This window comes from Pseudarthrobacter sp. L1SW (genome assembly GCF_020809045.1).
Taxonomy (GTDB): Bacteria; Actinomycetota; Actinomycetes; order Actinomycetales; family Micrococcaceae; genus Arthrobacter.
This window is the reverse complement of the sequence record NZ_CP078079.1, coordinates 1,835,104-1,857,824: the sequence shown is the minus strand read 5'-3', so window position 1 is coordinate 1,857,824 and position 22,721 is coordinate 1,835,104. Positions and strand designations below refer to the sequence as shown.

Below are 22,721 nucleotides of genomic sequence, written 5' to 3'. Positions count from 1 at the left end.
TCAGAGTGCGGCAAATCGGCGGTCGAGTGGAAGAAACTTCACCGGCGGCAGCCGCAAACCGGTCCTATGCCCTTGAGGAGGGGGCCGGGATATGGATCGTGGATAGGGCCAGGCGGCGGTCGGCGGCGGTCACGACATATTCAGGACCGCCGATCGAAAGACTTGCTGTGGTCTCGCGCTGCGCACAGGAAGAGCCGACCCAGAGATCGACGGCGCCGGGCTCGACAATCCGGTCGCCACTTGGACCCGTGAAGGCCAGTCGCATAGTCGGCACGTCGAACGTCACCAGTGCGCTCTCCCCCGGTTCCAGCGAAACCCGTGTGTAGGCAAGGAGCTGCGCCACCGGACGGGTGACACTGGCGTAGACATCGTGTGCGTAGAGCTGAACGAGGTCGGTGCCTGCGCGGTCACCCGTGTTCCGGACCGTAACCGTCGCATTGAAGGCTCCGCCGGCGGACACTGTATCCGGCACGTCGAGGCCGCTGTGCTCGAAGGTCGTATAGGTGAGGCCGTGGCCGAAGGGTAACACCGGGGTGCTGTCGGCGCTGGTCACGTCAGAGGGGCCGCCGAGAAGGGGGTGAAGGTAGGAGAACGGCTGTGCTCCCGCGGAGCGCGGGAGCGAGACCGGCAGATGTCCCGTCGGTGCGACACGTCCCGAGAGTACGGCGGCTATGGCAGGCCCGCCTTCCTCCCCCGGAAAAAACGCCTGCAATACGGCGGGCGGAGTGCCCGGGCCCTCGATCGCCCAGCCGATCGCGTACGGACGGCCGGAAAGGACGACCATGATGGTAGGTGTGCCTGTCCGCACCACAGCCTCCACCAGTTCGCGCTGGACACCCGGGAGTTCCAGGCTCTCCACATCATTGCCCTCTCCGACTGTGCCGCGGCCGAACAATCCAGCTCGGTCCCCAACAACGACGACGGCCACTTCAGCATCCGCTGCGAGGGCCGCTGCCGCGGGAATGCCGGCCCGGTCTTCGCCCTCAACCTCGCAGCCTTGAGCAGTGGCCACGGTAGCTTCGGGGAACTCGTCCCGTAACGCGTTCAGCACCGGGACGATGGAGAAGCCGAGGGGCACTCCCGGGTGGTGCGCCAGCACGTGGTTGGCAAACGAGTAGCAGCCCATCAACGCCTCCGCGGCGGCGGCGTTGGGACCGAGCACGGCGATGCGTCGTGCCGTCCGGGCCAGGGGCAGGGTGCCGTCATTGGTCAGCAATACCAGCGACTCCTCTGCCAGGCGTCCCGCCAGCTCACGGTGCCGCGGGGTGTCAAGATCGATCTCGGCGGGCGGTGCGTCGAACGTTTCGTCGAGCAGGCCCAGCTCTTCTTTCTGGGCCAGGACCCGCAGCACGGCACGGTCCACTATCGCTTCGTCGGTCTGGCCGGCGCGGATGCGTTCGGCGAGCGGAGCGAGGAAGGAGTCGCCGGTCGGCAGTTCCACGTCGATCCCGGCCGTCAGTGCAAGTTCGGCGGCCTCGCCGCGGTCTGCGGCGATCCGGTGCATGGTGTGCAGGAAGCTGACCGAGAAGTAGTCGGCCACAACCGTACCGTCGAAACCCCACTCGTCGCGCAGGACCCCGGTCAGATACTCGCGGTTCGCGGCGACGGGCACGCCGTCGATTTCCGCATAGGAATTCATCACCGAGCGCACGGCCCCGTCGCGCACGGCCATCTCGAATGGCTGGAGCAGCACATCCCGCACTTCGCGGGTTCCGGCATGTACGGGGGCATGGTTTCGGCCCGCCTGCGATGCCGAGTAACCGACGAAGTGCTTGAGCGTGGCGTGTATGCCCGCCGACTGCAGGCCCTGTACATAGGCGGTGCCGATTGTGCCGACGACATAGGGGTCTTCGGAGATGCACTCGTCCACGCGGCCCCAACGCGGGTCGCGGATGACATCCAGCACCGGGGCGAGGCCCTGATGGATGCCGAGCTCCCTCATCGAGGCGCCGATGGCGGCGCCCATGTCCCGGACAAGCTCCGGATCGAACGCAGCCCCCCAGGCGAGGGGGGTCGGGAACGTGGCGGCCTTCCAGGCGGCCAGCCCGGTCAGGCACTCTTCATGCACCAAGGCCGGGATGCCTAGCCGGGTCTGCTCGCGCAGCCGGCGCTGCTCGGACCACAGCCACTGAGCCCGCTCCAGCGGATCGACCGGACGGGTCCCATATACCCTGGTGAGATGGCCGATGCCCTCGGCCGTTGCTTCGGCGTAGCTGGGGACCGCGGCGAACTCGCCGTCAAGCGGGGCCACGTTCTCATCGCCCTTGTCTACCCAGTAGCCGACCAGTTGTGCCAGCTTTTCCGGAAGGGTCATCCGGGCATGCAGTCGGCTGACCCGTTCGGAGACGGCAGGGAAGGTCGGGTGGTTGCCAGGATTGCTCATGCTTCTATTCCTTAATGTGGCCGCCGTCAGCCTTTGACGGCGCCGGTGAGTCCCCCAACAATGCGCCGTTCGAAGAGGCTGAAGAACACCAGTGCGGGGATCATGGACAGGGACGTAAAGGCCAGGACCTGCGCGGTGTCCGTGGAGTATTGGGAGGAAAACGCCTGCACGCCCAGCGGGAGAGTGAAGGTGGCCTCCTTGTTCAGGATGAACAGGGGCAGCAGGTAGCTGTTCCAGCTGCCGATGAAGACCAGGATGCCGGTGGTGATGACGCCAGGAAGCGAGAGCCGCAGCACCATCCGGAAGAAGAAGCCGAGGCGGCTGCAGCCGTCAATAAAGGCCGACTCCTGGATTTCGTCCGGAATGGCGCGCAGGAACGGCACCAGGATAATGATCGTGGTGGGGAGCGCAAACGCGATCTGCGGGAGGATGACGCCGGCCAGCGAGTTCATCAGGCCGAGGTTGCGCACCACAATATACAGCGGTGTGATGGCGACGGTAATGGGAAACATCAGCCCGGCCGCGAAAAGCGAGTAAAGCGCCGCGCGCCCCCGGAACTGATACCGGGCGAGGACGTAGCTGGCCATGAGGCCCAAACCGACTGCGCCGAGGGTGGTTACTGCCCCCACAATGGTCGAGTTCAGCACCTGCCGCCAGAAGACACTCCCGGTCATGACGGTGAGGTAGTTGCCTACGTTCCAGGGATTTGGAAGGCCAGCCGGGTCGGTCGTGATCTGCGCATTCGTGCGGAACCCGCCAAAAATGATGTAGGCGATCGGCGCCAGCATGAGCGCGATGACCACAAGCGCCACGAAGTACACGGCGGGCGAGCCCCACGGCAGGCTTTGCTTGTCTGCCCGGCGGGGTCGCCGGGCGGCGATGGCGGCGGTCATCGCGCCTTCCTTTCTGTCAGTGCGCCAGCGGTGTCGCGGCGCAGCACGTAACGCTGGTACACCAGTGCGACGACGAGGGAGATGATGAAAATCACGACGGCGACAGCGTTGCCGTAGCCGTAGTTTCCGGCGTTTCGGCCGTTCGTAACCATGTAGCTGGCCATGGTGGACGTCCCGGCAGTGGACGCAACGTACTGGCCCCAGATGATGTAGACAAGGTCAAACAGCTGCAAGGCACCGATCACCGACAGGAACGCCCAGATACGCAGCGTCGGCCCGAGCAGCGGCAGCGTTATTCGTCGCTGGATCTGCCAGTAGGAAGCCCCGTCCAGCGCGGCAGCCTCATAAAGCTCCTCCGGGACGCCCTGCAATCCGGCAAGAAACAGGATTACCGCGAAGCCGATGTACTTCCATGTCAGGATGCCCATCAGGGTCCACATGGCCACGTTCGGGTCCGCCAGCCAATCGTGGGCCAGGGCGCCCAGCCCCAGGTTCCGCAGCCAGCCGTTGAGCGCGCCGTTGCTCTGGAGCATCAGGCTCCATCCCGTACCGACGACGACCTCTGAGATGACGTAGGGCACGAAGATCAGGACACGGATGACGGACTGCCCGCGCATCCTCCGGTTCAGCAGCAGCGCCAACAGGATTGCTGCCGGCCCCTGGAGGACGAGCGAAGCCACCACGATAAAGGCGTTGTGGGACAGGGCCTGAAGGAATGCCGGGTCCTGCAGGATCACAATGTAGTTCTGCAGGCCCACGAAGTCGGTGGGCGGCCCGTATCCGTTCCAGCGGTAAAAGCCGTAATATGCCGCCATCGCGACAGGCAGGATGACAAAGGCCAGGAAGAAGAGAATCGCCGGCCCTGCCAGGATTGCGATCTCCAACGGCACGGACCAGCCGATGCCGCGGCGGCGGCGCAGCCCCGATGGGAGCGACACGGCCGTGCCGCTCCCATCCCGCTGCGCGAGATCCGCTGTCGACGCGGAGTCGTTGGAGATTGTCTCGCGGGTGTTGCTCACGGATCTTCCTCTTAGCCCTTCTTGGCGGCGTCGTTCGCCGTCTGGATGAGCTTCTGCGGGTCGCCCTTGCCAGCCAGCATGTCGACGACGGCGACGTTGAGCGCATTGCCGACGTTCTGGCCGAGGACGGTGTCGAGCCACGGGGATACGTAGGGAGCCGCGTTGTATGACTTCAGGATTTCCTGCAGGTACGGCTCAGTCACAGACTTCTGCGCCTCGGTGTTCACAGGCGGGGCGTTGAAGGCCTTGTAGTAGGCAACCTGCTGTGGAGTGCTCGCAACGAAGTTGAGGAAGTCAGCGCATTCCTTGGGCGCATTGGCCGAGCACGAGTAGCCGTCAACACCGCCCATGATTGCAGCGGGGTCGCCTTTTCCACCGGGAACCGCGGGGAAGGGGTACCAGGAAAGGTCAGCCAGCGGCTTCTGGTCCGGAGTGAGCGAAGCAATGACGCCTGGATCCCACGCGCCCATGAGTTCCATTGCAGCCTTGTGGTTGGCAACCAGTCCGGCAGAGCTGCCGGCACCCTGCTGCGCGGACGTGGTCAGGAATCCGTCGTTGAACGGCTTCTTGTCAGCAAAGTTCTGCAGGTCCTGGGCCGCCTTCAGCCAGCAAGGGTCTGAGAAGTCTTTCGAGTCCGCCGACTTCTGCATGGTGGAGGCTTCGCACTCGCGCAGCGCGAACCAGTAGAACCAGTGCGCGGCCGGCCAAGCGTCCTTCGCGCCGAGCGCTACCGGGGCCACACCCGTCGCCTTCAATTTCTCGACGTCCTTTTCCAGGTCGCTGATCGTGGCGGGAGCCTCGGTGATGTTTGCCGCCTTGAAGAGGTCCTGGCTGTAGAAGAGGCCACCGGGGAGTACCGCGAGCGGCATGGCCCAGACCTTGTCCTGATAGGTTTCCGCTTTGAATGATCCAGCCGAAATCACCTTCTTCGTCTCGGGCGAGATCTTGTCGGTCAGGTCCATCAGCTGTCCGGCCTGAACCATTGCCGTCATCTTGCCGCCGCCCCGCTGCAAGAAGATGTCAGGCGCGTCGCCGGAGTTAAGGGCAGTCTGCAGCTTGCCGTCCAGGTCCTCGTTCTGGACGGCCTGTACGTTGATGGTTACGTTCGGGTTTGCCTTCTCGAAGTCCGCGACCGCCGACTTCCAGAACTCCAGGCCCGGACCCGTCGTCGAGTTCTCCCAAAGTGTCATGGACACCTTGCCGTCCGAGGAGTTGCCGGAAGGACCGCTGCAGGCGCTCAGCGCCAGCGAACCCAAGGCCAGAACCGCGGCCCCTCTTAGGATCTTTGTGACTTTCATTCGTTTTTACCCGTTCTCCTCATTGAGCGCTGCCCATAAAGGCGCACTTGACGGCACAACCGCATCCCGCAAGGCACCCGTACCTGCAGTCAGATCCGGTCGATAAGTGTGAGCCGGAGCACTCCGGCCCCCTAAGATTTCCAAGCGAAGGAGGGTCCGTCAAACATTTTCGAAATCATTTTCCATGACGTAGGCTCGGGGCCCATGAGACGGCGTGCAAACATACGCGATGTGGCCAAGGCGGCCGGAGTGTCAGTTTCAGCTGTGTCCAAGGCCATTAACGGCCGATACGGCGTGTCGGTTGAAACGACGGAGCGCGTTCTTCAAGTCGCGCAGGCTCTGGGCTATGAGTCCAGCCTGGTGGCCAGCAGCATGCGCTCTCGCAAGACGGGCGTTATCGGGGTGCTGGTGGCGGACTTCGAGCCCTTCAGCGCGGAAGTTCTGAAGGGCGTCGCCGCCTCTCTCAGCGACTCCCGCTACGACCTCCTCGCGTACAGCGGCTCACGTCAAAAATCACCCGAGGGCTGGGAGCGCCGGTCGCTCAGCCGGCTGAGCGGCACTCTCATCGATGGCGCAATCATGGTGACGCCAACCGTCGTAAACGTCAGCGCGGATGTTCCGATCGTCGCTGTGGACCCGCACACCGGCCCGATGGACCTCCCAACCGTGGAGTCGGACAGCTTTGGCGGTGCCCGCAATGCAACCAGCTACCTGATCGACCTCGGCCACCGTCGTATCGGTTTCGTCTCCGGCCGCTCAGACCTCCGATCAGCCGCAGCGAGGGAGGCCGGCTACCGCCGCGGCCTCGACGAAGCAGGAATTCGTTTCAATCCGGCTCTGGTTGGCGTGGGCAACTACGACCAGGACTGGGCCCGCGAAGCCGCGCAGCGCCTGCTCTCCAAGCCCGACCGTCCAACCGCGGTCTTTGCCGCGAACGACCTCTCAGCCATCATTGTCATCGAGGTGGCGCGTGAGCTTGGGCTGGAGGTGCCGCGCGACCTCTCCGTTGTTGGCTTCGACGACATTCCAGAAGCCTCGCAATACGCAGTACCGCTCACCACGGTGCGCCAGCCCATGGGCCACCTTGGCGCGGCTGCGGCCGATCTCGTTGTTGCGCTCATGAACGGGCAGACCCCTGAAGCGACCTACCTCAAAATGCCGACCAGGCTCATCTTGCGGGCCTCAACGGCCCCTCCGGCCGTGCCTGGCTAGTGGCTCCCCACTTAGGAGACCCGTTTCGAGCCAGCACCTGCGCCCCGGGCTGCGGGATGAAGCCCTCCCCCATCGGACCTGTGGCCGCCTGCTGCGATTAAGCGGACGCAGGCCGGCCGGTGGCAGGGACCGCCCCTGGCATCCAACAGCTGCGCTGTCGCTACCGGCGCTGGGCGGGCTTGTTATTTGCACGCACGTCCCTACCGTGGCGCCTGGTGGTCGCGACGATCGACTCCATTGCACTCATTCTTGCCGGGCTGGTGATCGACGCTGCACTGCTGGACCGCCCCACGCTGGGGTAGTTTTTATGAAACTGGTGAATTCGGCATTGTTCTTCAATTGCACTGCTCCAGACGGTAACCGGGAGTTGTCCCGGGAACCTGCACCGGCCGGGAGGGACGTGGCGTCTGCCGGGATGTTCACCACGGCCCAATGCCAGTAGCCCGCGCCAGGGGCATCGGGGTCGAAGACGGTGACTGCGTAGCTCCTGGTTCCCTCGGGCGCGCCCGACCAGGTGAGCTGGGGCGATTCGTCCCGGCCGCCAGCTCGCAGAACGGCGCTGCGTTGGGCTTCCGGAAGAACCTGGCCATCCTCGAAGGATTCGCTGATGACTTCGAAGGATTCGATCCCGGATGTTGGTGCAAATGGATCATGTTTTTTCATGGCTGCCTTTCAGTTGCTGTCAAGCTCCGCACCCGTCAGTTCGATCGAAACGAGGCCACTGACGGCTCTCTCACCGGCGCTGGCCCAATCCTGAATCTGAGTTTGGTGCTAACACGATACGGGTAAACAATGAACCGCGGGACTAAACATCTGCCCGTACCCCCTCATGCCGTCAGAGTCACTGCGGAAAACGGAAAACGGTGCTCCCGTCCGGGAGAGCCGGACAGGTCGGATGATGATCTGCTGTGAAGTACGCTTGGCGACGGGATCGGGGTCGTTGAAGTGTGGCGGGAGTGCCACACAATGCAGACAAGTCCGCACCGTATTGCACGCTGCCTGTGTTTTCTCAGGCGAGCGGATGGGCAGTTAAGGCGTCGGGGAGGCAGCCTCCCAACGGTTGAGCGAAGTTCAACGCCAAGGTCCTCGCCTGCGGTCACAGTCGCCATCAGACGAACGAGACAGGTTCCTTTCCTGGCTTCGGCTGGCTTCCAGAAGGATCCCTTGCAGCAGGGTCTTGTGTTCGGCGGGAACATTCGGTGGCTGTGGAGGGAAAGTTCTACTGACAAGTAACTGATGCGCCGCGTACATTGGCGAAGGGGCGCGTGGCGTCCCTGATTTCCACGATTGAAGTCTTTTGCATCCGCTAGACCGTCCAGATGGCAGCCCAACGTCGCGCTGTCCTTCTGGCAACAAGGACCAAGGCCGGCGACAGTGGCCAGGCCGGGAGGAGACCCATGGCAGGAATGTTCGAACTCTTCAACGACGAAGACTCGAACTTCAGGTTCAGAATCACAGGCCCCGACGGTGCAGTAATGGCCACCTCCCGCGCCTTCCCCGACAAAGCCTCTGCCGTGGCAGGAATCCGGGACATGCGCGAGTATGCCGGAATGGGCCACATCACCGACATGTGCCAGCAACCTGTGGCACGTGGCGGTGCCCCACTGGCTCCAGTAGCCGGAGAACCGGCCTCCGGTCCCGGGTGTTTCAGCCCGCGGGCCAGACACGGGCGGCCCCAGCACAGTTCCTTACGGAGGTAAGGGAAGTTGCAGCGCTGGAGGCCTGCCGTGCGACGGCGAAGTCCGTCGGGCTGCTCACGGCCAGGCGCTGATGGGTCATCAACCTGCGCCTGAGGGCGCGCGGACTAAGGCTCCGATCGGCGAAGCACTCGGGATCATGAGACGAACCGCCCGTGATTTCCTCCGCCGCAAAATCGAAGAGCAGGGAGAAGTACCTGCCCGACCTTCACGGCGTGGCCGCAGCGCGTGCAGTCACGGAAGAAGTTAAGGAGGACCAGCAGGGATTCCCTGCTCAACCACATCCTCCTGACTTGGGTGATGCAGGATTCCTGCGGCCTATTCCTCGCGGTTGATCTCCAGGTAGCTAAGGCCGCTCAGATCCAACCAGTACTGGGTTGGTGTTTCCACCAGCCTCAGCAGCACGCCCTGGCAGTTGCGGCAGCGCACCACAATGCCGGGCGCGTCGGCGAACACCATTGCCTCGCCAAAAGCCCTGACTGAACCGCAATGCCTGCAGCGTCCGAGCGCCGCGATGATGTCGACGCGGAACACTTCCGACAGTGCCCCGGCCGTTGCGTTACCGTCCAGATACGGAATCGGATCATGGGGTGATGCTGCAATATCTTGGTCGCCCGGGTCGGGGACAGCGAAATCGTCCGCGCCGTTCATCAGATGCCTCCCGTCCCGCCAAACCGTTCGGTCTTTACCGACGCCACCGGGTAGCCGGCCTTCACCAGCCAGTCCGCAACGGTCTCCACGAAAACCGTTTGGCCGCAGATGAATACATCCGGATTCTCCTCAGCCGGGAAGATCTTGCGCAGAAGCGTATCCGACGTAAGGCGCCCCGGCGGGGCCGGCCAGCCTTCCGGGGCCAACCGCGTATAGACATAGTCGACCATCAGCTTGTCCGATTCCCGGTCCAAGCGACGCAGCTCCTCGCTGTATAACGAGGTCTCAGGTGACTTGAGGGAATAGAGCAACCTGAAAGGAGACTCGCTGGTGGAAACCTGATGGGCGCGGATCATCGACATCAGCGGCACCACACCTGACCCTCCCCCGATCAGCTGTACAGGATTCGCGTTACTGGGCCTCCAGACAAACCAGCCGCCCACCGGCCCGCGGATTTCCAGCCTGTCCCCGACGGCCAGGTCCCGGACCAAATACGGTGAGACTTCGCCGTCGGGCAGCTCGTCAACGGTGATGTCCAGATGCTCATCCATACCTGCCGATGCCACGGAGTAAGAGCGGATTGCGGCGTACCCGTCCTCGGCGGTGAGGCGGATGTCGATGTGCTGGCCGGCCAAGTGTCCCGTCAAACCATCCACACGCAGGGTAATGGTCCGGGCAGTGGCATTTTCCGGGAACCCGCCCACCACTTCGGCGACCTGCCACTGGCTGCTCACGGCACGCGCCTCATGAGTACCGCTCCTCGCGCCACGGGTTCCCGTGAAGATGGTAGCCATTCGATTCCCAGAAACCGGGCAGGTCCTCCCCCATCAGCTCCAGACCGCGTATCCATTTGGCGCTTTTCCAGAAATACAGATGCGGCACCAAAAGCCGTGCCGGGCCCCCGTGGGCGCGTTCGAGAGGCTTGCCATCGAATTCCCAGACCACCCACGCCTTGCCGCCCAGGAGGTCCCACAGAGGAACATTGGTTGTGTAACCGCCGAAGGAATAGGCCGTAGCGAAATCACTGGTGCTTTCGACGTCTTCGAAAAGCGTGTCCACCGAAACGCCACGCCACACTGTTCCCAGCTTTGACCAGCTGGTCACACAGTGAATGTCCGTAGTGATTTCCTCCTGCGGCAAAGCCATAAATTCGTCCCAGGACCAAGAGAGCCGCCAGCCGGTCTCCACGGCAATGAAAAACTCCCAATCGTCAATACGGATAAGGGGGGCAGGCCCCGCCGTGAGCACAGGAAAATCCGCCGTTTCATGCTGCCCGGGAGGCAGGGCGGGATTCTCGGACCGCCGTCCACGGAAACCGGATGAAATGATAGCCATGATGCACCTCCCGGGTGGAGCGCCACCCGGCCAAGGACCGTTGATGCCCCAACCATAGGGCAACGTCTGTCCGCGGTCTAGGCCCCGCGTTGACTCATCAAAGATGCTCGCGCAGCGGTATTCGAAGAATCATTTGAGAATGCCCGCGTAGCGGCGTGTCCGCCGGGGCGGTCTCGGCCGCGTCGGCATTGCGAGCCATGGAGCTTTCGACGAGTGAACGCAGGGCTGTCACGAAGGTCATCGCCACCCGCTATGCCCGGACGGACCGGGCCGGGAAGAAGCAGATTCTGGATGAGCTGTGTGCGACGACTGGATGGCACCGCGACCACGCCCGCAAGGCCCTGCGGCAGGTACTGGTACTGAAACCCGTGCGGGCCAGGACGCCCCGGCCGCCGCTTTACCGGGAGCCGGTGGTCGAGGCGTTGCGGTTCTGCTGGGCGGTGCAGGAAAGCCGTGCGGGCGGCTCCCCGCGGCAGCGTTGCCGGACCTGGTGCCGCGCCTGCGGCGGTTCAAGGAGCTGAACATTGATGCCGGCACGGCCGCGCAGCTGCTGACGATCTCCCCAGCGACCATCGACCGCAGGCTCAAGGCCGACCGGGCGAAACTGGAGCCCCGCGGCCGGTCCCACACCAAGCCCGGAACACTGCTGAAAGACTCGATGCCGATCCGGACCTGGGCCGAGTGGAACGAGGGGTGCCCGGGTTCGTGGAGATCGATCTGGTCGGCCACGAGGGCGGCAATAACCAGGGTGAGTTCTGTTCACCCTTGATATCACCGACATTGCGACCGGCTGGACGGAAACCCGCTCGGTGCGGAACAAGGCCCAAAAATGGGTTTTCGCGGCGGATCAAAGACGCCCACTGCCGCGTTCCCGTTCCCTATCCTCGGGATCGGTTCGGACAACGGTTCTGAGTTCATCAACCGGGAGCTCTTCCGCTGGTGCGAGCAGGAGAAACTGACCTTCACCAGGTCCCGGTCCGGGAACAAGAACGACGGCCCCATGTCGAGCAGAAGAACTGGCACATCGTTCGCCAGACTGTCGGCTATCACCGCTACGACACACCCGGCGAGCTGGAGCTGCTCAACCGGAGCTGGGCGCTTCAGCGGCTGCTGACCAACCACTTCGGACCCAAGCAAAAACTCCTCGCGAAAGTCCGGAACGGCGCGAAGATCACCAAGACCTACGATAAGCCCGCGACCCCTTACCAGCGCGTCCTGGCCAACACCGGCACCATCATCAAGACCCTCAAAACCCGTCTGAAACGCGAAAACAAGTCTCTAACCCGGCCGCATCCAACGCCAAATCCAGGCCCTCTTCACGGAGCTACTGACCCTGACCACCGCGAAGCAGGGCACCAAACCCCAACCCGCCATCCGGGCAAAACCAAATGATTCCACGAAACAACCCAGGCGGGCAGCTTGACATGATTTCCCGGGGCCCAACGTGACTTGGTCAGGACGCCGAACAAAAACCAAGGCGGGCCGACAGGTAACTAACCGTCGGCGGCGCCTGATAGGCGGCAAAGCTACACCCAAAACTGACACAGGGCGTCTTGGCTTGGGCACAGAAATAGTGGACTTAGATCTGGGTCCGGTGAGAGGCTGAGTCCTGCCGCCGTACCCACACGGGGATAATTCCTATGAGTTATCCGCCGCTGCTGCTATAGGAGCTCCCCAACGGCTCCCGACCTTCAGCCTTGGATAACCCGAATTGACCCCAACTGTTGACAGAATAGAGTCGCCACCGCCCGCTTGTCCGAGCCTAATCAGGTCGACGGAGTCACTATTATCGGCGTTTTGGGAGCGGCCGCGGCAGGGGTGCTTAGGGCTAGATCCCACGGCGGAGCCACGCGTTTGAACTTCTCGAGGTAGTCAATAGCCGCCAGTTCCTTCGACTTCGATCACGTTGAAGCTACCCGGATTTGCTGCACTGACCGCCAAAGCTTCAGGTCTCCTGCACGTTCCAGGATTTTGGGGATGACAGCGACTGGTGCCGTTCCGGGTTTCGTCCCGAGGATTCTGGCCGATCCGACTGGTGGGTCGTTTAGAGCCGAGAACACGTTCTAGCGGCCATACTGGCTGGTTTTGGGCAGGGAAGCTGCTCGTGGGGTAACGGCGCAGACCCCCAACCTCACACGAGTTAGCTATGCTATTGGGAAAGCAAGGGGGACCGGCATGATCAAACGTAAAGCTACGGCACTGGATGTCGCACGACGGGCAGGAGTGTCCCGTAGCGCTGTATCGCTGGTGCTTAACGGCAGGGCCGATGGCAACGTCACCCTGGAACGACAGCAGCGCGTCCTCCGCGCTGCCGCGGAACTGGATTACACGCCCAATTCGGTTGCCTTGAGTCTGCGAAATCAACAGACGTCGACTATTGGAGTCATCACAGACGATATCGTCACCAGCCCCTTCGCCGGCCGGCTGATCAGCGGCGCTTCACGCACGGCCCTGGCCCGTGGGTACATGGTTCTGGTTGTAGATTCAGAGCATGACGTGTCGCGCGAAAGCACTGCAGCGCAGCAACTCGCGCACCGGCAGGTGGACGGCATCATGTACGCCACCGGCAGCCTGCGCGAAGTGACCACCCCGGCCACGATGCGCACCTTGCCGGCGATACTTGCCAATTGCACCGATGCCGCCTCCCCGTTCGGCTCGGTCATACCCGCAGAGGTCGACGGCGGGCGTGCAGCCGCCCAACTGTTGATCGACCTGGGCCACCGTCGCATCACCCTGTTGACCGGGACTCTCAGCTCCCCCGCCGCCCCGCAGCGCGAACAGGGTTACCGCGAGGCCATGGAAGAAGCGGGACTAGGCCGCGAGCAACAAGACGTCCACCTCGCCGGCTGGGACATCGATGACGGCTACCGGGCCGCGTCCGCTGTGCTGGGCGGCGGAGACCGGCCGACGGCGATCATATGCTCCAACGACAGGGTGGCCACCGGCGTCTTGTTGTACGCCGCCGCCGCAGGACTGCGGGTACCGCAGGATCTGTCCGTGGTGGGATACGACGATCAGCAGAACGTGGCCGCCAACCTCGTTCCCGCCCTCACCACCGTGGCACTTCCGCACGCCGAAATCGGGGCTACGGCGATGACCATGCTTTTGGACGAGGTTGAAGGAAAAACGCCCGCTGCAGAGATGCCTCGGGGCGAAACCGTGCTGGTACCTTGCCAGGTCATCCACCGGGCATCCACCGGCGCTCCCCCGGCTTCCTGATCGGCCGCATTTCCCAAGCGTCGCGGCCGATGCCCGGTACCCCGCTTCGGCGGGACGTTCGATCTGTCTCCGCAGTCCCCAGGTAAGGCTGTTGCCCTGATTTCCTTCCGTCTGCGTCGCCGGCAGTGACCGCTCGAAATAGTTCTTGACACGTGTTAGGTGCGTCTCCTAACCTACTTAACACGTGTTAGGAGGAGCCGACAATGACGTCTGAAAAGACACCGGGGCAACCAGCCCCTTCGCATTCGCTGCGGTCCAGCAGCAAACTCTCACAACTCACCCGCCGTTCCATGCTGGGCCTGACCGGGCTCGCCGTGGCAGGAGCCACCGTGGGGGCCTGGCCCCGACTGACCGGAACCGACATCCCGGGCCGCGGCAGCAAGGCACTGAACATCGCCATCCTGGGGACGGCAGCGGACGCCGCGGGACGCCAGGGCCTGATCCAGGCCTTCACCGCCGCCCACCCCGATATCCCGGTGCAGCTGCAAGCTATCCAGGGGGCGGACTGGAAAGACTTCTTTTCCAAGATCCTCACCATGGTGGCCGCGGGAACGCCGCCGGATGTCGTCTATGTCGCCACCGAAGGCGCCCAGCTGTTTGCCGACAAGCTCGCTGAGCCCCTGGACGGTTATGTCCGCCGGGACGCGGCAGCGATGATCGATTACTTTGACGACGTTCATCCCAGCCTGCTGGAAGCCTTCATGTACCAGGGAAGCCTGTACCAGCTTCCCCTGGACTGGAACGCGGCGAACATGTACCTGAATACCACCACCTTCGCTCAAGCCGGGCTTGACCGGCCAAAGGACGACTGGACGAAGGACGACTTCAGCGCCACCCTGCGCGCCCTCCGCAAGGCCCGCCCGGCTGATTTCACCCCGTACTACTGGACCAACCGGCTTTTCGGCGGGGTTGTGCCCTGGCTTTACGCCAACGACACCAGCTTCCTGTCCGAAACGAAGGCTCCCGGCGGGGACTGGCTTTGGGACCGCTTCTACCCCAACGATCCAGCCCGCGGCACCCGCGGCGGCGGATATCAATGGCTGGCTCCCAACGCCGAGGACGGGCGGGTTCTCGAGACCTTCGATTACCTGCGCGAACTGGTAGCCGAAGGACTCGGCGTGCGTCCCGAATCCGGGGGCGGCAACGCCCTGGTCGGTCTCTTCGGCAACAACCGCATCGGCACCACGCCCGCAGGCGGCTACTGGGCGCAGGGCCTGCACGAGGCCGGGATGACCGCCGATCAATTCGACGTGCAGTTCTTCCCCCGCTGGCGGACCCAGCGGCATCAGTTCGGGGCCGCCGGCTACGCGATCATGCGCACCGCGAAAGACAAGGACGCGGCATGGGAATGGGTGAAGTTCTGCTCCAGCCGCGAAGCGATGCAACTGGCCATTCCCAAGCCGAACACCACACCCACCCGCCGCTCGATGGTCAACGAGTCCTTCTACGCCGCCACCGGGCCGCGGCACTGGAAAGTCTTCTACGACACCCTGGACAGGTTCCCCACCTCCGGCCCGATCCCCGCCCCGCCACAGCAGGCCGCCGTCGAAACTGCCCTGATGAAAAACGTCTCCACCGCCGTCAGCGGCAGCTCCGCCGATGTACGGACAGCGATGGGCAACCTGCAGCGCGACCTTGAACTGGCTCTGAGGAGGAGCTCATGACCACCACTTCCACCGCCCCACGGCAAACAGTGAAACCACCGGCCGTGCGCCGCTCCTTTGTTGAGCGATGGCTGGCACGGATCTTCCTGGCACCCACAGTGCTCGGCATGGCCCTGTTCACCTTCCTGCCGATCATCGCTTCACTGGTCCTTGCGTTCTTCCGCTGGGACATCATTTCCGCGCCGCAATTCGTCGGCTTCGCCAACTTCGCCTCACTGGCACAGGACCCCACCGTCCGCGTGTCCTTCCTGAACACCATTGGGTTCGTAGTCATGGCGGTAATCCTTCAACTGGGCATCGCCCTTGGCCTGGCCTCCATGCTGCAGGCAAGGATGCCGTCCTGGCTGAGGGTATTCCTCCGCTCCACCTTCTTCTTCCCCCTGGTCCTGTCCGCCGCGTCGGTGTCCATCTTCATGCGCTACATGTTCAACGAACAGTTCGGCGTCGTGAACTGGCTCCTCTCGCTCGTCGGGATCCCCGCTGTGCCCTGGCTGACAAGTCCCGCGGCGTCCGCCGCCGTCGTTGTCCTGGTCTACGTCTGGCAAAACTTCGGGTTCTCCTTCCTGCTCTTCCTCGGCGCCCTCACCAACATCCCGAAAGAACTGCACGAAGCAGCCAACCTGGATGGCGCCACGGGCTGGAAACAGTTCAGCAATGTGACTCTTCCGCTGATCAGCCCCACGGTGCTCGTGGCTTCCGTCATGGCCATCATCAGTGCCCTGCAGGTCTTCGACCAGACGTACGTCCTGACCAACGGCGGTCCCGGCGATTCCACCCGGACCGCCGTCATGGTGATTTTTGAATCCGCCTTCCAGCAGCTTGAGTTCGGCAAAGCCTCCGCCATTGGCCTGGTCCTCACCGTGCTGATCCTTGCCGTCACTGCCCTGCAATTCCGCCTTAGCCGCCGCTTCGTCTTCTACCAGTGAGGTCCCCCATGTCCAGCCAGACTCTGCAGACCGGGACCGGCAAGCATTCCGGTTCCACCGCCGAACCGCCCGCCACCCGTAGGCCCTCCCGCACACGCCGCCTGCCCGCAGCCGGCACCGTCGGCAGATACGCGGCGTTGGCCCTGGCGGCGGCGCTGACCCTCGGCCCTGTCCTGTGGACCTTGTCCACCTCGCTGCGGACGCCGTCGGAATCGTTCAACCTGCCGCCGTCGTTCCTGCCCATCAACCCTGACTTCACCGCCTACCAGGAGGTGTTCAAGCAGATCAACGTCGGTCTCCTGGTCCTGAACAGCGCCCTGGTGACCGGGCTGATCGCGTTTGGCCAGATGGCGTCCGCCACCCTGGCCGGGTACGCCTTCGCCCGCCTGGACTTCCGCGGCAAGAACGCCATCTTCTCGCTGGTGCTGGCCACCATGATGGTCCCGGTGCAGGTCACCATCGTGCCGGTGTTCATGCTGATCCGGGGCATGGGCCTGTCCGACACCCTGCTGGCCCTGATCCTGCCGGCCATTCCCACAGCGTTCGGCACCTTCCTGATGCGCCAGTACTTCCTTGGCCTGCCAAACGACTTCGCCGAAGCCGCCGCCCTGGACGGTGCCGGACCGTGGCGGATCTTCCGTTCGGTCTACGTCCCCCTGGCGGTCCCCGGCATGGCCATCGTCGGGATCCTTGCCTTCAACTTTCACTGGAACGAGTTCTTCCGGCCACTGATCCTCACCATCAGCGAACAGAACTTCACCCTTCCCCTCGGCCTGGTCACGCTCCAAGGCAACCTCGGCACCGGCAGCATCTCCGTGGTCCTCGCCGGCGTGATCCTGTCCATGCTGCCGGCACTGGTCGTCTTTATCTTCGGCCAGCGAACCCTGCGAGAAGGCCTCACCGCCGGCGCCAGTAAATAACTGCTTTCGAAAGGAACTCATGGAAACCCTCGCGACGAACAATGCAGCAGCGACCGACATTTACAGGCCTGCCCTGCATTACACAGCCCGAGACACTTGGCTCAATGACCCCAACGGCCTCATTTTCCATGGGGGCGTCTACCACCTCTATTACCAGAACAACCCGCTGGGCAACGTCTGGGGAAACATGTCCTGGGGACACGCGACATCCACGGACCTGCTGACCTGGACGGAACATCCCGTCGCTATCCCCTGCGACGAGAACGAAGACATCTTCTCCGGGAGCATGGTCTATGACCGGGACAACACCAGCGGCTTCGGCGCCGGTTCCGTTGCCCCGCTCGTGGCCATTTACACCAGCGCCTTCAAACCGGGCTCGCAGCACGAGGGGATCCAGGCCCAGTCCTTGGCATACAGCCTGGACGGGGGCTACACCTGGACAAAGCACGCCGACAACCCTGTACTTGACCGCGGGTCAGCCGACTTCCGCGACCCTAAAGTCATACGGTACGACGGCAGCGAGGGCAGTTACTGGGTGATGGTCGCCGTTGAAGCCAAAGACTTCAAGGTGGTGCTCTACAAGTCCGAAGACCTTAAGATCTGGGAATTCCTGAGTACCTTCGGCCCCGCGAACGCCACCGGCGGCATTTGGGAATGCCCCGACCTTTTCCCACTGCCAGTGGACGGCGACCCGGAAAACGCCAAGTGGGTGCTGACCGTCAACCTCAATCCCGGCGGCCCCAACCGCGGTTCCGCCGGCCAATACTTCGTCGGTGACTTCGACGGAACCTCTTTCATTTCCAGGAGCACGATGACCTCAGGCCTTAACGGCGCTGACCTACGGGGCGACTACCAATGGCTGGACTGGGGCCGGGACTACTATGCGGCCGTCTCCTTCAACGATGCCCCGGACAACCGCCGCCTCATGATCGGCTGGATGAACAACTGGGAATACGCCAACCACATTCCCACCACCCCCTGGCGTAGCCCCATGACCCTGGCCCGCGAAGTCTCCCTCCAAACCATCGACGGAAATCCCTCACTGGTTCAGCAGCCGGCAGGCGACTGGACCGCGTTGGCTGCCCAGGAGCCGTTCTCACTTGCGGAAACCACTATCAACGACGGCGAACAGGTGCTGCCGGGCGCGGCAGGCACGGTCCAGCGCATCGACGTCAGCCTGGCTCCCGGAAGTGCGAAGGAATTCGGACTTGTCCTGCGGGGCGACGGTGCCAAAGGGACCCGCGTGGGCATCCGCCCGGACGAAGGCCAACTGTTCATCGACCGGCGGGAGTCCGGGGAGACTGACTTCCACGAGTCCTTTCCCTCCCTCGACACCGCGCCCGTCCGGTCAACCTCCGGTTCCTACGACCTCAGCATCGTCGTTGACCGCTGCTCCGTTGAAGTGTTCGCCCAAGGCGGCCAGGTCACCATGACAGAACTGATTTTCCCGGCCGAGAACAGCACCCACCTCGGGGTCTTCGCCGTCGGCGGTACAGCAACGATCAACAACCTTCACGTCACGCAGATGGCATAGGGAATCCCCAAGCCAGGAGAGACAGACATGCACAACCGCGCCAGGCTCTGCCCTCCACGGCAAGCGTCGGACGCCGTCGTGATCGGGGAATCCCTCACCGACATCGTCACTACACTGTGGGGCACCAACGAGCACCCCGGCGGATCACCGGGCTATGTCGCCTTCGGCCTGGCCCGCCTCGGAGTCAGCACGAGGCTGCTCACCTCCCTCGCTAAGACGGCGAGTCAACAAGAGCCGGGGCAATCCCGCCTGACCTACACCAGACGGAACCAAGTCGCGACCGTCAATGACCCGCAAAACGCCGTCACGTCCTATAAGTACGACGCCGCGGGCAGACAGACCAAGGCGGATCTGCCGGGCACGGACAGGCACGACTTATACCTATGACGCCAGCGGCAACCGTCCTCCATGGTCGACCCCAACGGGACCACCACCTACGCCTACGACTCCCTGGACCGGCTCACCGCCGTCACCCGGGGCCGGGCGTACCTTCACGCTCGCCTACGACGCCGCCTCCCGGTTGACCGGCCTGACGAGCCCCGACGGGGGCCGTCACCGGCTACACCTACGACGCCGACGGGCGGGTCACCCAGGTCAAGAACGGCACCGCCGTCGTCGCCAACTACACCACGACCTGGACGGCAACACCCTCACCGCCGTTCGCGGGACGGACCCGGTAGGTCCGCCTCCCAACGGATCTGTGTGTCGGGCGGGTTCAGCCTTCGTCGCAGAGCAGGTGGTACAGCTGTCGGCGAGCACCTCCAGCGCGTGATCGCGGTTCGGCTCGAGCCTGCGGCGGGTCCGGAGAGTAGCGACGTAGTCGAGTTGCGTAAAAGGCCAGCGTCCGCGGATGTGGTGCGTTTCCGCGCGGAAGCGGCTGGCCGGATGCAGGCCGCGGACGATGTCCGAGATAACCTCCTTATGCCATACCTCGACCAAGTTGCTCACCTCACGGTTAACCGCTGCGGCCTCGTCGAGCACGTCGAGGTAGGGGCGGAAGACCGGCCAGAGCGCAGCGCGCGAATCGAGTCAGGCGCACAGGCTGCGTGACTGCACGGAAAAGCCCGGACCCGCTCGCTATCGTCGAGAGCCGAGGCCGCGGCACGCGGGGCGTGACAGTGGCGGGTCCGGCGGCCGGAAGGCATCACGGCCGCCCCCACGGGGATTTAGATAAGCCCCAGCGAAAATGGGAAAGCCCCTCGGCTGTCCACGTCAGTCGAGGGGCTTTCCTGCTCACTTACAGTGGGCTAGGCAAATTCAGCACTTTGAGCTGCCAGGCGCGACGGCTCTAGAGAACATCCTCAGTCCGAAGGGCAGACGGCAACTCCGAGGGTGTCATTTCTCCGAGTCTTCACCGGCCCGCGGATGGTTGGAGTCTTGGGAAGAGTGCGTGAGCGTTCCCTCGGTTGATTGCCACTTGTTGTGAGTTGCTCATCTTGAACTGGTCGAGAGAGTACGTCATGAACTCGACGGCTGGGCTGGGCGCGAAGGGGCTATCGCTTCCGTATACGATCTTGGCCGGGTCCGCGAATTCAAGCAGGCTGGGCGTTGTCGCGGGTGCCGCGCCCCGACTGGATCCGGCTTGCGGCCGGACGGCCCGGCTCCGGGCTGGCGGGCTTGCGGGAAAGCCACTTTGAGGCGCAGCAGGCGGCCCGGGTCGCCAAGCTATCGCCGAGGCAGAAATTCTGGGATTACGACGACGCCGCTACGCTTGCGCTGCTCATCGCTGACCCGCAGGGCGCCGCGAGATTTGTGCAGGTACAGCTTGCCGGGCTGCTGGGTCCGGACCAAAGAGTGACCGACATCCGCGACACCCTGCGGCACTTCCTGCTGGCTGGCAGGAGCCGGATCGCCGCAGCACAAGCCCTTCATCTGGCAACGAATACCGTGGCATACCGCGTCAAACGGGCGGTCGAGCTCCTCGGGCGGCCCATCAACGAAAACCCTGTGACCACACTCCTGGCCCTAGAGCTTGTGCATGCATTTCCCCAGCTCCTGCAGCAAGACTAGAGACTGCGCACTGATCCCAGACCAATCATCGAAGGCTGCAGGATACAGCGAGCCGCCCATACAGGGAGGATGGGCGGCCTCCCCGGATGGCGGGCGTCCCACAGTCGGTGGCCCTCGGCATGGCCTCCCGGAATCCGGGACATCTGCGCGGCGGCCGGAGACAGGAGCGCCGGGTCGCGCAGGAGAAGTTCGTTGCGGCGGTTGCGGTGCCCAATCCAGAGCTCGTCGGGACGTTCGCCGTTCCAGGCCAGCGGCGACCCGGAGCCGGAGAGCTCGAAACGGATGTAATGCAATCCGGAAGGGACACCGAGGCCCAAACCGAACTGGGGAAAGCCGCTCCCACTGTCATCGAATAAACCCGACATAAGTGTGGACACCATCCACACCCTCTTTGTGAGAACAAAGCGCGGCGCAGGACACGCCTTTGCTCATAAGACCGCCTCCCGGGCGGGTCACATAGATCGCTGAAGTCATGTTGTTCCCGCTCCCCCTGCCCATGAATAGGTGTAGGCCACCAGCAGCCCACCCGATAAAACCGGAACGAGGTACCGCGGCAACCCAGTCACGGCAGGCGGATCCCCGCACAGTGCGGAGTTTTACCGAAGTTGCCAGCGGGCCAGGACGCTGGGAGGCGTGGTGCCTTCCAGGGGGTAGCCTCGTGGGCCATCCGGAGCCATGATGGCACTATGACTGATCCCCAGCGGAAGCTGTCCGCCGCCGAGCTCGCCGAAGCCGGGCTCACCGGCTGGCGCCTGACCGGCGAGGCCCTCACCGCCACCTTCAGGACCCGGAAGTTCTCAACCGGGCTGGAGCTCGTGAACCGCATCGGCGCCTCCGCCGAGGAGGCCAACCACCACCCCGACCTCACGCTCACCTACCCCGAGGTCGGCGTCACGCTCTCGAGCCACGATGTCGGCGGGATCACCAGCCGCGACATCGACCTGGCCCGCACCATCAGCGGCCACGCCGCGGACCTCGGGGTCGCCGCCGTGGACTGAGTCCCCCGCCGTCGGGCACAGAGCTATGGATCGTCGAGGCGCCAGGCGCCTTTACGGAATCACCATTACCGGCTCTTAAATACCGGCAGTAGAGGTGACTGGGAGAGCTCTCAACCCCATAGGCAATGGAACGTTTTTACGGGCAATGTTCACTGGTTTCCACCCATGCCGGTTTGTGAATCGTAGCCACGGGAGGAGTGCTCGTCTCTCTTGACTCCGCCCCGGACCCCTCCATACTTCCGGCAGACGGGGAGTCACTGGTGGAATTTATCCGTACTCGTAGAAAATAACTCTTGCCTTTACTAGACGACCGGTCTAGTCTTAGGTCATCGCCCTCACAGAACGGAACCGATATGAGCACCGACACCAGGGATCGCATCCTTAGCACCGCCCTCGAACTCTTCCATGCGAACGGCTACTCTGCGACAGGCGTGCTGGACATCACCCGGGCGGCCGGCGTTCCCAAGGGCTCCTTTTATCACTTTTTCCAGAGCAAGGAAGCCCTCGCGGTTGAAACAGTGAAGCAGTACCAGGGCGTAGTCAGGTACGAGCTTCTCGAGAAATCCTCTCAGTCTCCCTTGGAGCGGATTCGCGAGCACCTGGCCTACATCACGAAAATGGCGGAGGCGGAGCACTTTCAGCGGGGATGCCTGCTGGGGAACTTTTCCAACGAAATGCCCTCCCAGAGCGCTGTGGTGACAGCCGTTGTTGAACAATCCCTCACCCTGTGGACAGACAAGCTTGCGGCGGCCATTGCAGAGGCGCAAGCCGAGGAGGAGATCTCCAACCGCAGCGATCCGCGGCGGCTCGCCGGCTTCATCATCGCAAGTTTCGAAGGCGCGGTCGCCCGATCGAAAGTAACACGTTCACGGGCGCCTCTCGACGGCTTTCTGGAAACCGTCTACTCGGACGTCCTGGCCTGAGCCCTGGTCCCATAAGGCACCTACCTCCGACTGCTCACT

General features: G+C 63.5%; 23 protein-coding genes and 1 pseudogene. 16 read left to right on the top strand and 8 right to left on the bottom strand.

Annotated features, from left to right (window positions below; genetic code table 11):
* Nucleotides 1–64 precede the first annotated feature (64 nt).
* The 4 genes from KTR40_RS08525 to KTR40_RS08510 are packed head-to-tail and all read right to left on the bottom strand — an operon-like array spanning nucleotide 65 to nucleotide 5,593.
* Entirely contained in the window at nucleotides 65–2,383 is a 2,319-nt protein-coding gene (locus KTR40_RS08525) for a beta-glucosidase (protein WP_228405865.1), read from the bottom strand.
* Between the two features lie 26 nt (nucleotides 2,384–2,409).
* Complete coding sequence (locus tag KTR40_RS08520) at nucleotides 2,410–3,276, bottom strand: carbohydrate ABC transporter permease (protein ID WP_139031043.1); 867 nt, start codon at nucleotides 3,274–3,276, stop codon at nucleotides 2,410–2,412.
* Nucleotides 3,273–4,295, bottom strand: coding sequence for a carbohydrate ABC transporter permease (locus KTR40_RS08515; protein WP_370633181.1), 1,023 nt, complete (start codon nucleotides 4,293–4,295; stop codon nucleotides 3,273–3,275). Before KTR40_RS08515 ends, KTR40_RS08520 begins: the two co-directional genes overlap by 4 nt.
* A gap of 11 nt (nucleotides 4,296–4,306) precedes the next feature.
* Nucleotides 4,307–5,593, bottom strand: a complete 1,287-nt coding sequence (locus KTR40_RS08510; protein WP_139031042.1) for an ABC transporter substrate-binding protein — start codon at nucleotides 5,591–5,593, stop codon at nucleotides 4,307–4,309.
* 204 nt (nucleotides 5,594–5,797) lie between these two features.
* On the opposite strand from KTR40_RS08510, the gene KTR40_RS08505 reads away from it, so the two are divergent.
* Nucleotides 5,798–6,805, top strand: a complete 1,008-nt coding sequence (locus KTR40_RS08505; protein ID WP_228405864.1) for a LacI family DNA-binding transcriptional regulator — start codon at nucleotides 5,798–5,800, stop codon at nucleotides 6,803–6,805.
* A 179-nt stretch (nucleotides 6,806–6,984) separates the two neighbouring features.
* A complete protein-coding gene (locus tag KTR40_RS19020; protein ID WP_255708952.1) occupies nucleotides 6,985–7,107 on the top strand; it encodes a hypothetical protein in 123 nt (40 codons plus the stop codon).
* Here KTR40_RS19020 and KTR40_RS08500 read toward each other — a convergent pair.
* Nucleotides 7,049–7,468 (bottom strand): YbhB/YbcL family Raf kinase inhibitor-like protein, encoded by a 420-nt coding sequence (locus tag KTR40_RS08500; protein WP_304940895.1) that lies wholly within the window; start codon nucleotides 7,466–7,468, stop codon nucleotides 7,049–7,051. The genes KTR40_RS19020 and KTR40_RS08500 overlap by 59 nt on opposite strands.
* 656 nt (nucleotides 7,469–8,124) lie before the next feature.
* On the opposite strand from KTR40_RS08500, the gene KTR40_RS19130 reads away from it, so the two are divergent.
* Nucleotides 8,125–8,505, top strand: a complete 381-nt coding sequence (locus KTR40_RS19130; protein WP_306669377.1) for a DUF1508 domain-containing protein — start codon at nucleotides 8,125–8,127, stop codon at nucleotides 8,503–8,505.
* Between the two features lie 315 nt (nucleotides 8,506–8,820).
* On the opposite strand, the gene KTR40_RS08490 is transcribed toward KTR40_RS19130, so the two are convergent.
* The 3 genes from KTR40_RS08490 to KTR40_RS08480 are packed head-to-tail and all read right to left on the bottom strand — an operon-like array spanning nucleotide 8,821 to nucleotide 10,488.
* Nucleotides 8,821–9,153 carry a DUF6510 family protein gene (locus tag KTR40_RS08490; protein WP_228405863.1) on the bottom strand — a complete coding sequence of 111 codons (333 nt, stop codon included), beginning with the start codon at nucleotides 9,151–9,153 and terminating at the stop codon, nucleotides 8,821–8,823.
* Nucleotides 9,153–9,887 (bottom strand): ferredoxin reductase, encoded by a 735-nt coding sequence (locus tag KTR40_RS08485; RefSeq protein ID WP_228405862.1) that lies wholly within the window; start codon nucleotides 9,885–9,887, stop codon nucleotides 9,153–9,155. The genes KTR40_RS08490 and KTR40_RS08485 overlap by 1 nt, the downstream gene beginning before the upstream one ends.
* A gap of 10 nt (nucleotides 9,888–9,897) precedes the next feature.
* Entirely contained in the window at nucleotides 9,898–10,488 is a 591-nt protein-coding gene (locus tag KTR40_RS08480) for a molybdopterin-dependent oxidoreductase (protein ID WP_228405861.1), read from the bottom strand.
* Nucleotides 10,489–10,685: 197 nt separating this feature from the next.
* Between KTR40_RS08480 and KTR40_RS08475 the strand changes: the two genes are divergently transcribed.
* From KTR40_RS08475 to KTR40_RS08415, 13 genes and pseudogenes are all read left to right on the top strand, one after another.
* Nucleotides 10,686–11,009: a hypothetical protein gene (locus tag KTR40_RS08475; RefSeq protein ID WP_228405860.1), complete on the top strand. Its 324-nt coding sequence runs from the start codon at nucleotides 10,686–10,688 to the stop codon at nucleotides 11,007–11,009.
* 418 nt (nucleotides 11,010–11,427) lie between these two features.
* Nucleotides 11,428–11,880, top strand: coding sequence for a hypothetical protein (locus KTR40_RS08470; protein ID WP_228405859.1), 453 nt, complete (start codon nucleotides 11,428–11,430; stop codon nucleotides 11,878–11,880).
* A gap of 783 nt (nucleotides 11,881–12,663) precedes the next feature.
* Nucleotides 12,664–13,707: a LacI family DNA-binding transcriptional regulator gene (locus tag KTR40_RS08465; protein ID WP_228405858.1), complete on the top strand. Its 1,044-nt coding sequence runs from the start codon at nucleotides 12,664–12,666 to the stop codon at nucleotides 13,705–13,707.
* Nucleotides 13,708–13,910: 203 nt separating this feature from the next.
* Entirely contained in the window at nucleotides 13,911–15,371 is a 1,461-nt protein-coding gene (locus tag KTR40_RS08460; RefSeq protein ID WP_228405857.1) for an extracellular solute-binding protein, read from the top strand.
* Nucleotides 15,368–16,297, top strand: a complete 930-nt coding sequence (locus KTR40_RS08455) for a carbohydrate ABC transporter permease (protein WP_228405856.1) — start codon at nucleotides 15,368–15,370, stop codon at nucleotides 16,295–16,297. The genes KTR40_RS08460 and KTR40_RS08455 overlap by 4 nt, the downstream gene beginning before the upstream one ends.
* A gap of 8 nt (nucleotides 16,298–16,305) precedes the next feature.
* Complete coding sequence (locus KTR40_RS08450; protein WP_228405855.1) at nucleotides 16,306–17,217, top strand: carbohydrate ABC transporter permease; 912 nt, start codon at nucleotides 16,306–16,308, stop codon at nucleotides 17,215–17,217.
* A 19-nt stretch (nucleotides 17,218–17,236) separates the two neighbouring features.
* Nucleotides 17,237–18,751: a glycoside hydrolase family 32 protein gene (locus KTR40_RS08445; protein ID WP_228405854.1), complete on the top strand. Its 1,515-nt coding sequence runs from the start codon at nucleotides 17,237–17,239 to the stop codon at nucleotides 18,749–18,751.
* Between the two features lie 27 nt (nucleotides 18,752–18,778).
* Entirely contained in the window at nucleotides 18,779–19,138 is a 360-nt protein-coding gene (locus KTR40_RS19125; RefSeq protein ID WP_370633180.1) for a hypothetical protein, read from the top strand.
* A 182-nt stretch (nucleotides 19,139–19,320) separates the two neighbouring features.
* Nucleotides 19,321–19,431 (top strand): annotated as a pseudogene (locus KTR40_RS19120) (hypothetical protein); the annotation flags it as partial.
* An 877-nt stretch (nucleotides 19,432–20,308) separates the two neighbouring features.
* Nucleotides 20,309–20,761, top strand: a complete 453-nt coding sequence (locus KTR40_RS08430) for a CdaR family transcriptional regulator (RefSeq protein ID WP_228405853.1) — start codon at nucleotides 20,309–20,311, stop codon at nucleotides 20,759–20,761.
* A gap of 86 nt (nucleotides 20,762–20,847) precedes the next feature.
* A complete protein-coding gene (locus KTR40_RS08425) occupies nucleotides 20,848–21,117 on the top strand; it encodes a hypothetical protein (RefSeq protein ID WP_228405852.1) in 270 nt (89 codons plus the stop codon).
* A 330-nt stretch (nucleotides 21,118–21,447) separates the two neighbouring features.
* Nucleotides 21,448–21,759: a 4a-hydroxytetrahydrobiopterin dehydratase gene (locus KTR40_RS08420; RefSeq protein ID WP_228405851.1), complete on the top strand. Its 312-nt coding sequence runs from the start codon at nucleotides 21,448–21,450 to the stop codon at nucleotides 21,757–21,759.
* Between the two features lie 353 nt (nucleotides 21,760–22,112).
* Complete coding sequence (locus tag KTR40_RS08415; RefSeq protein WP_228405850.1) at nucleotides 22,113–22,682, top strand: TetR/AcrR family transcriptional regulator; 570 nt, start codon at nucleotides 22,113–22,115, stop codon at nucleotides 22,680–22,682.
* Nucleotides 22,683–22,721 lie beyond the last annotated feature (39 nt).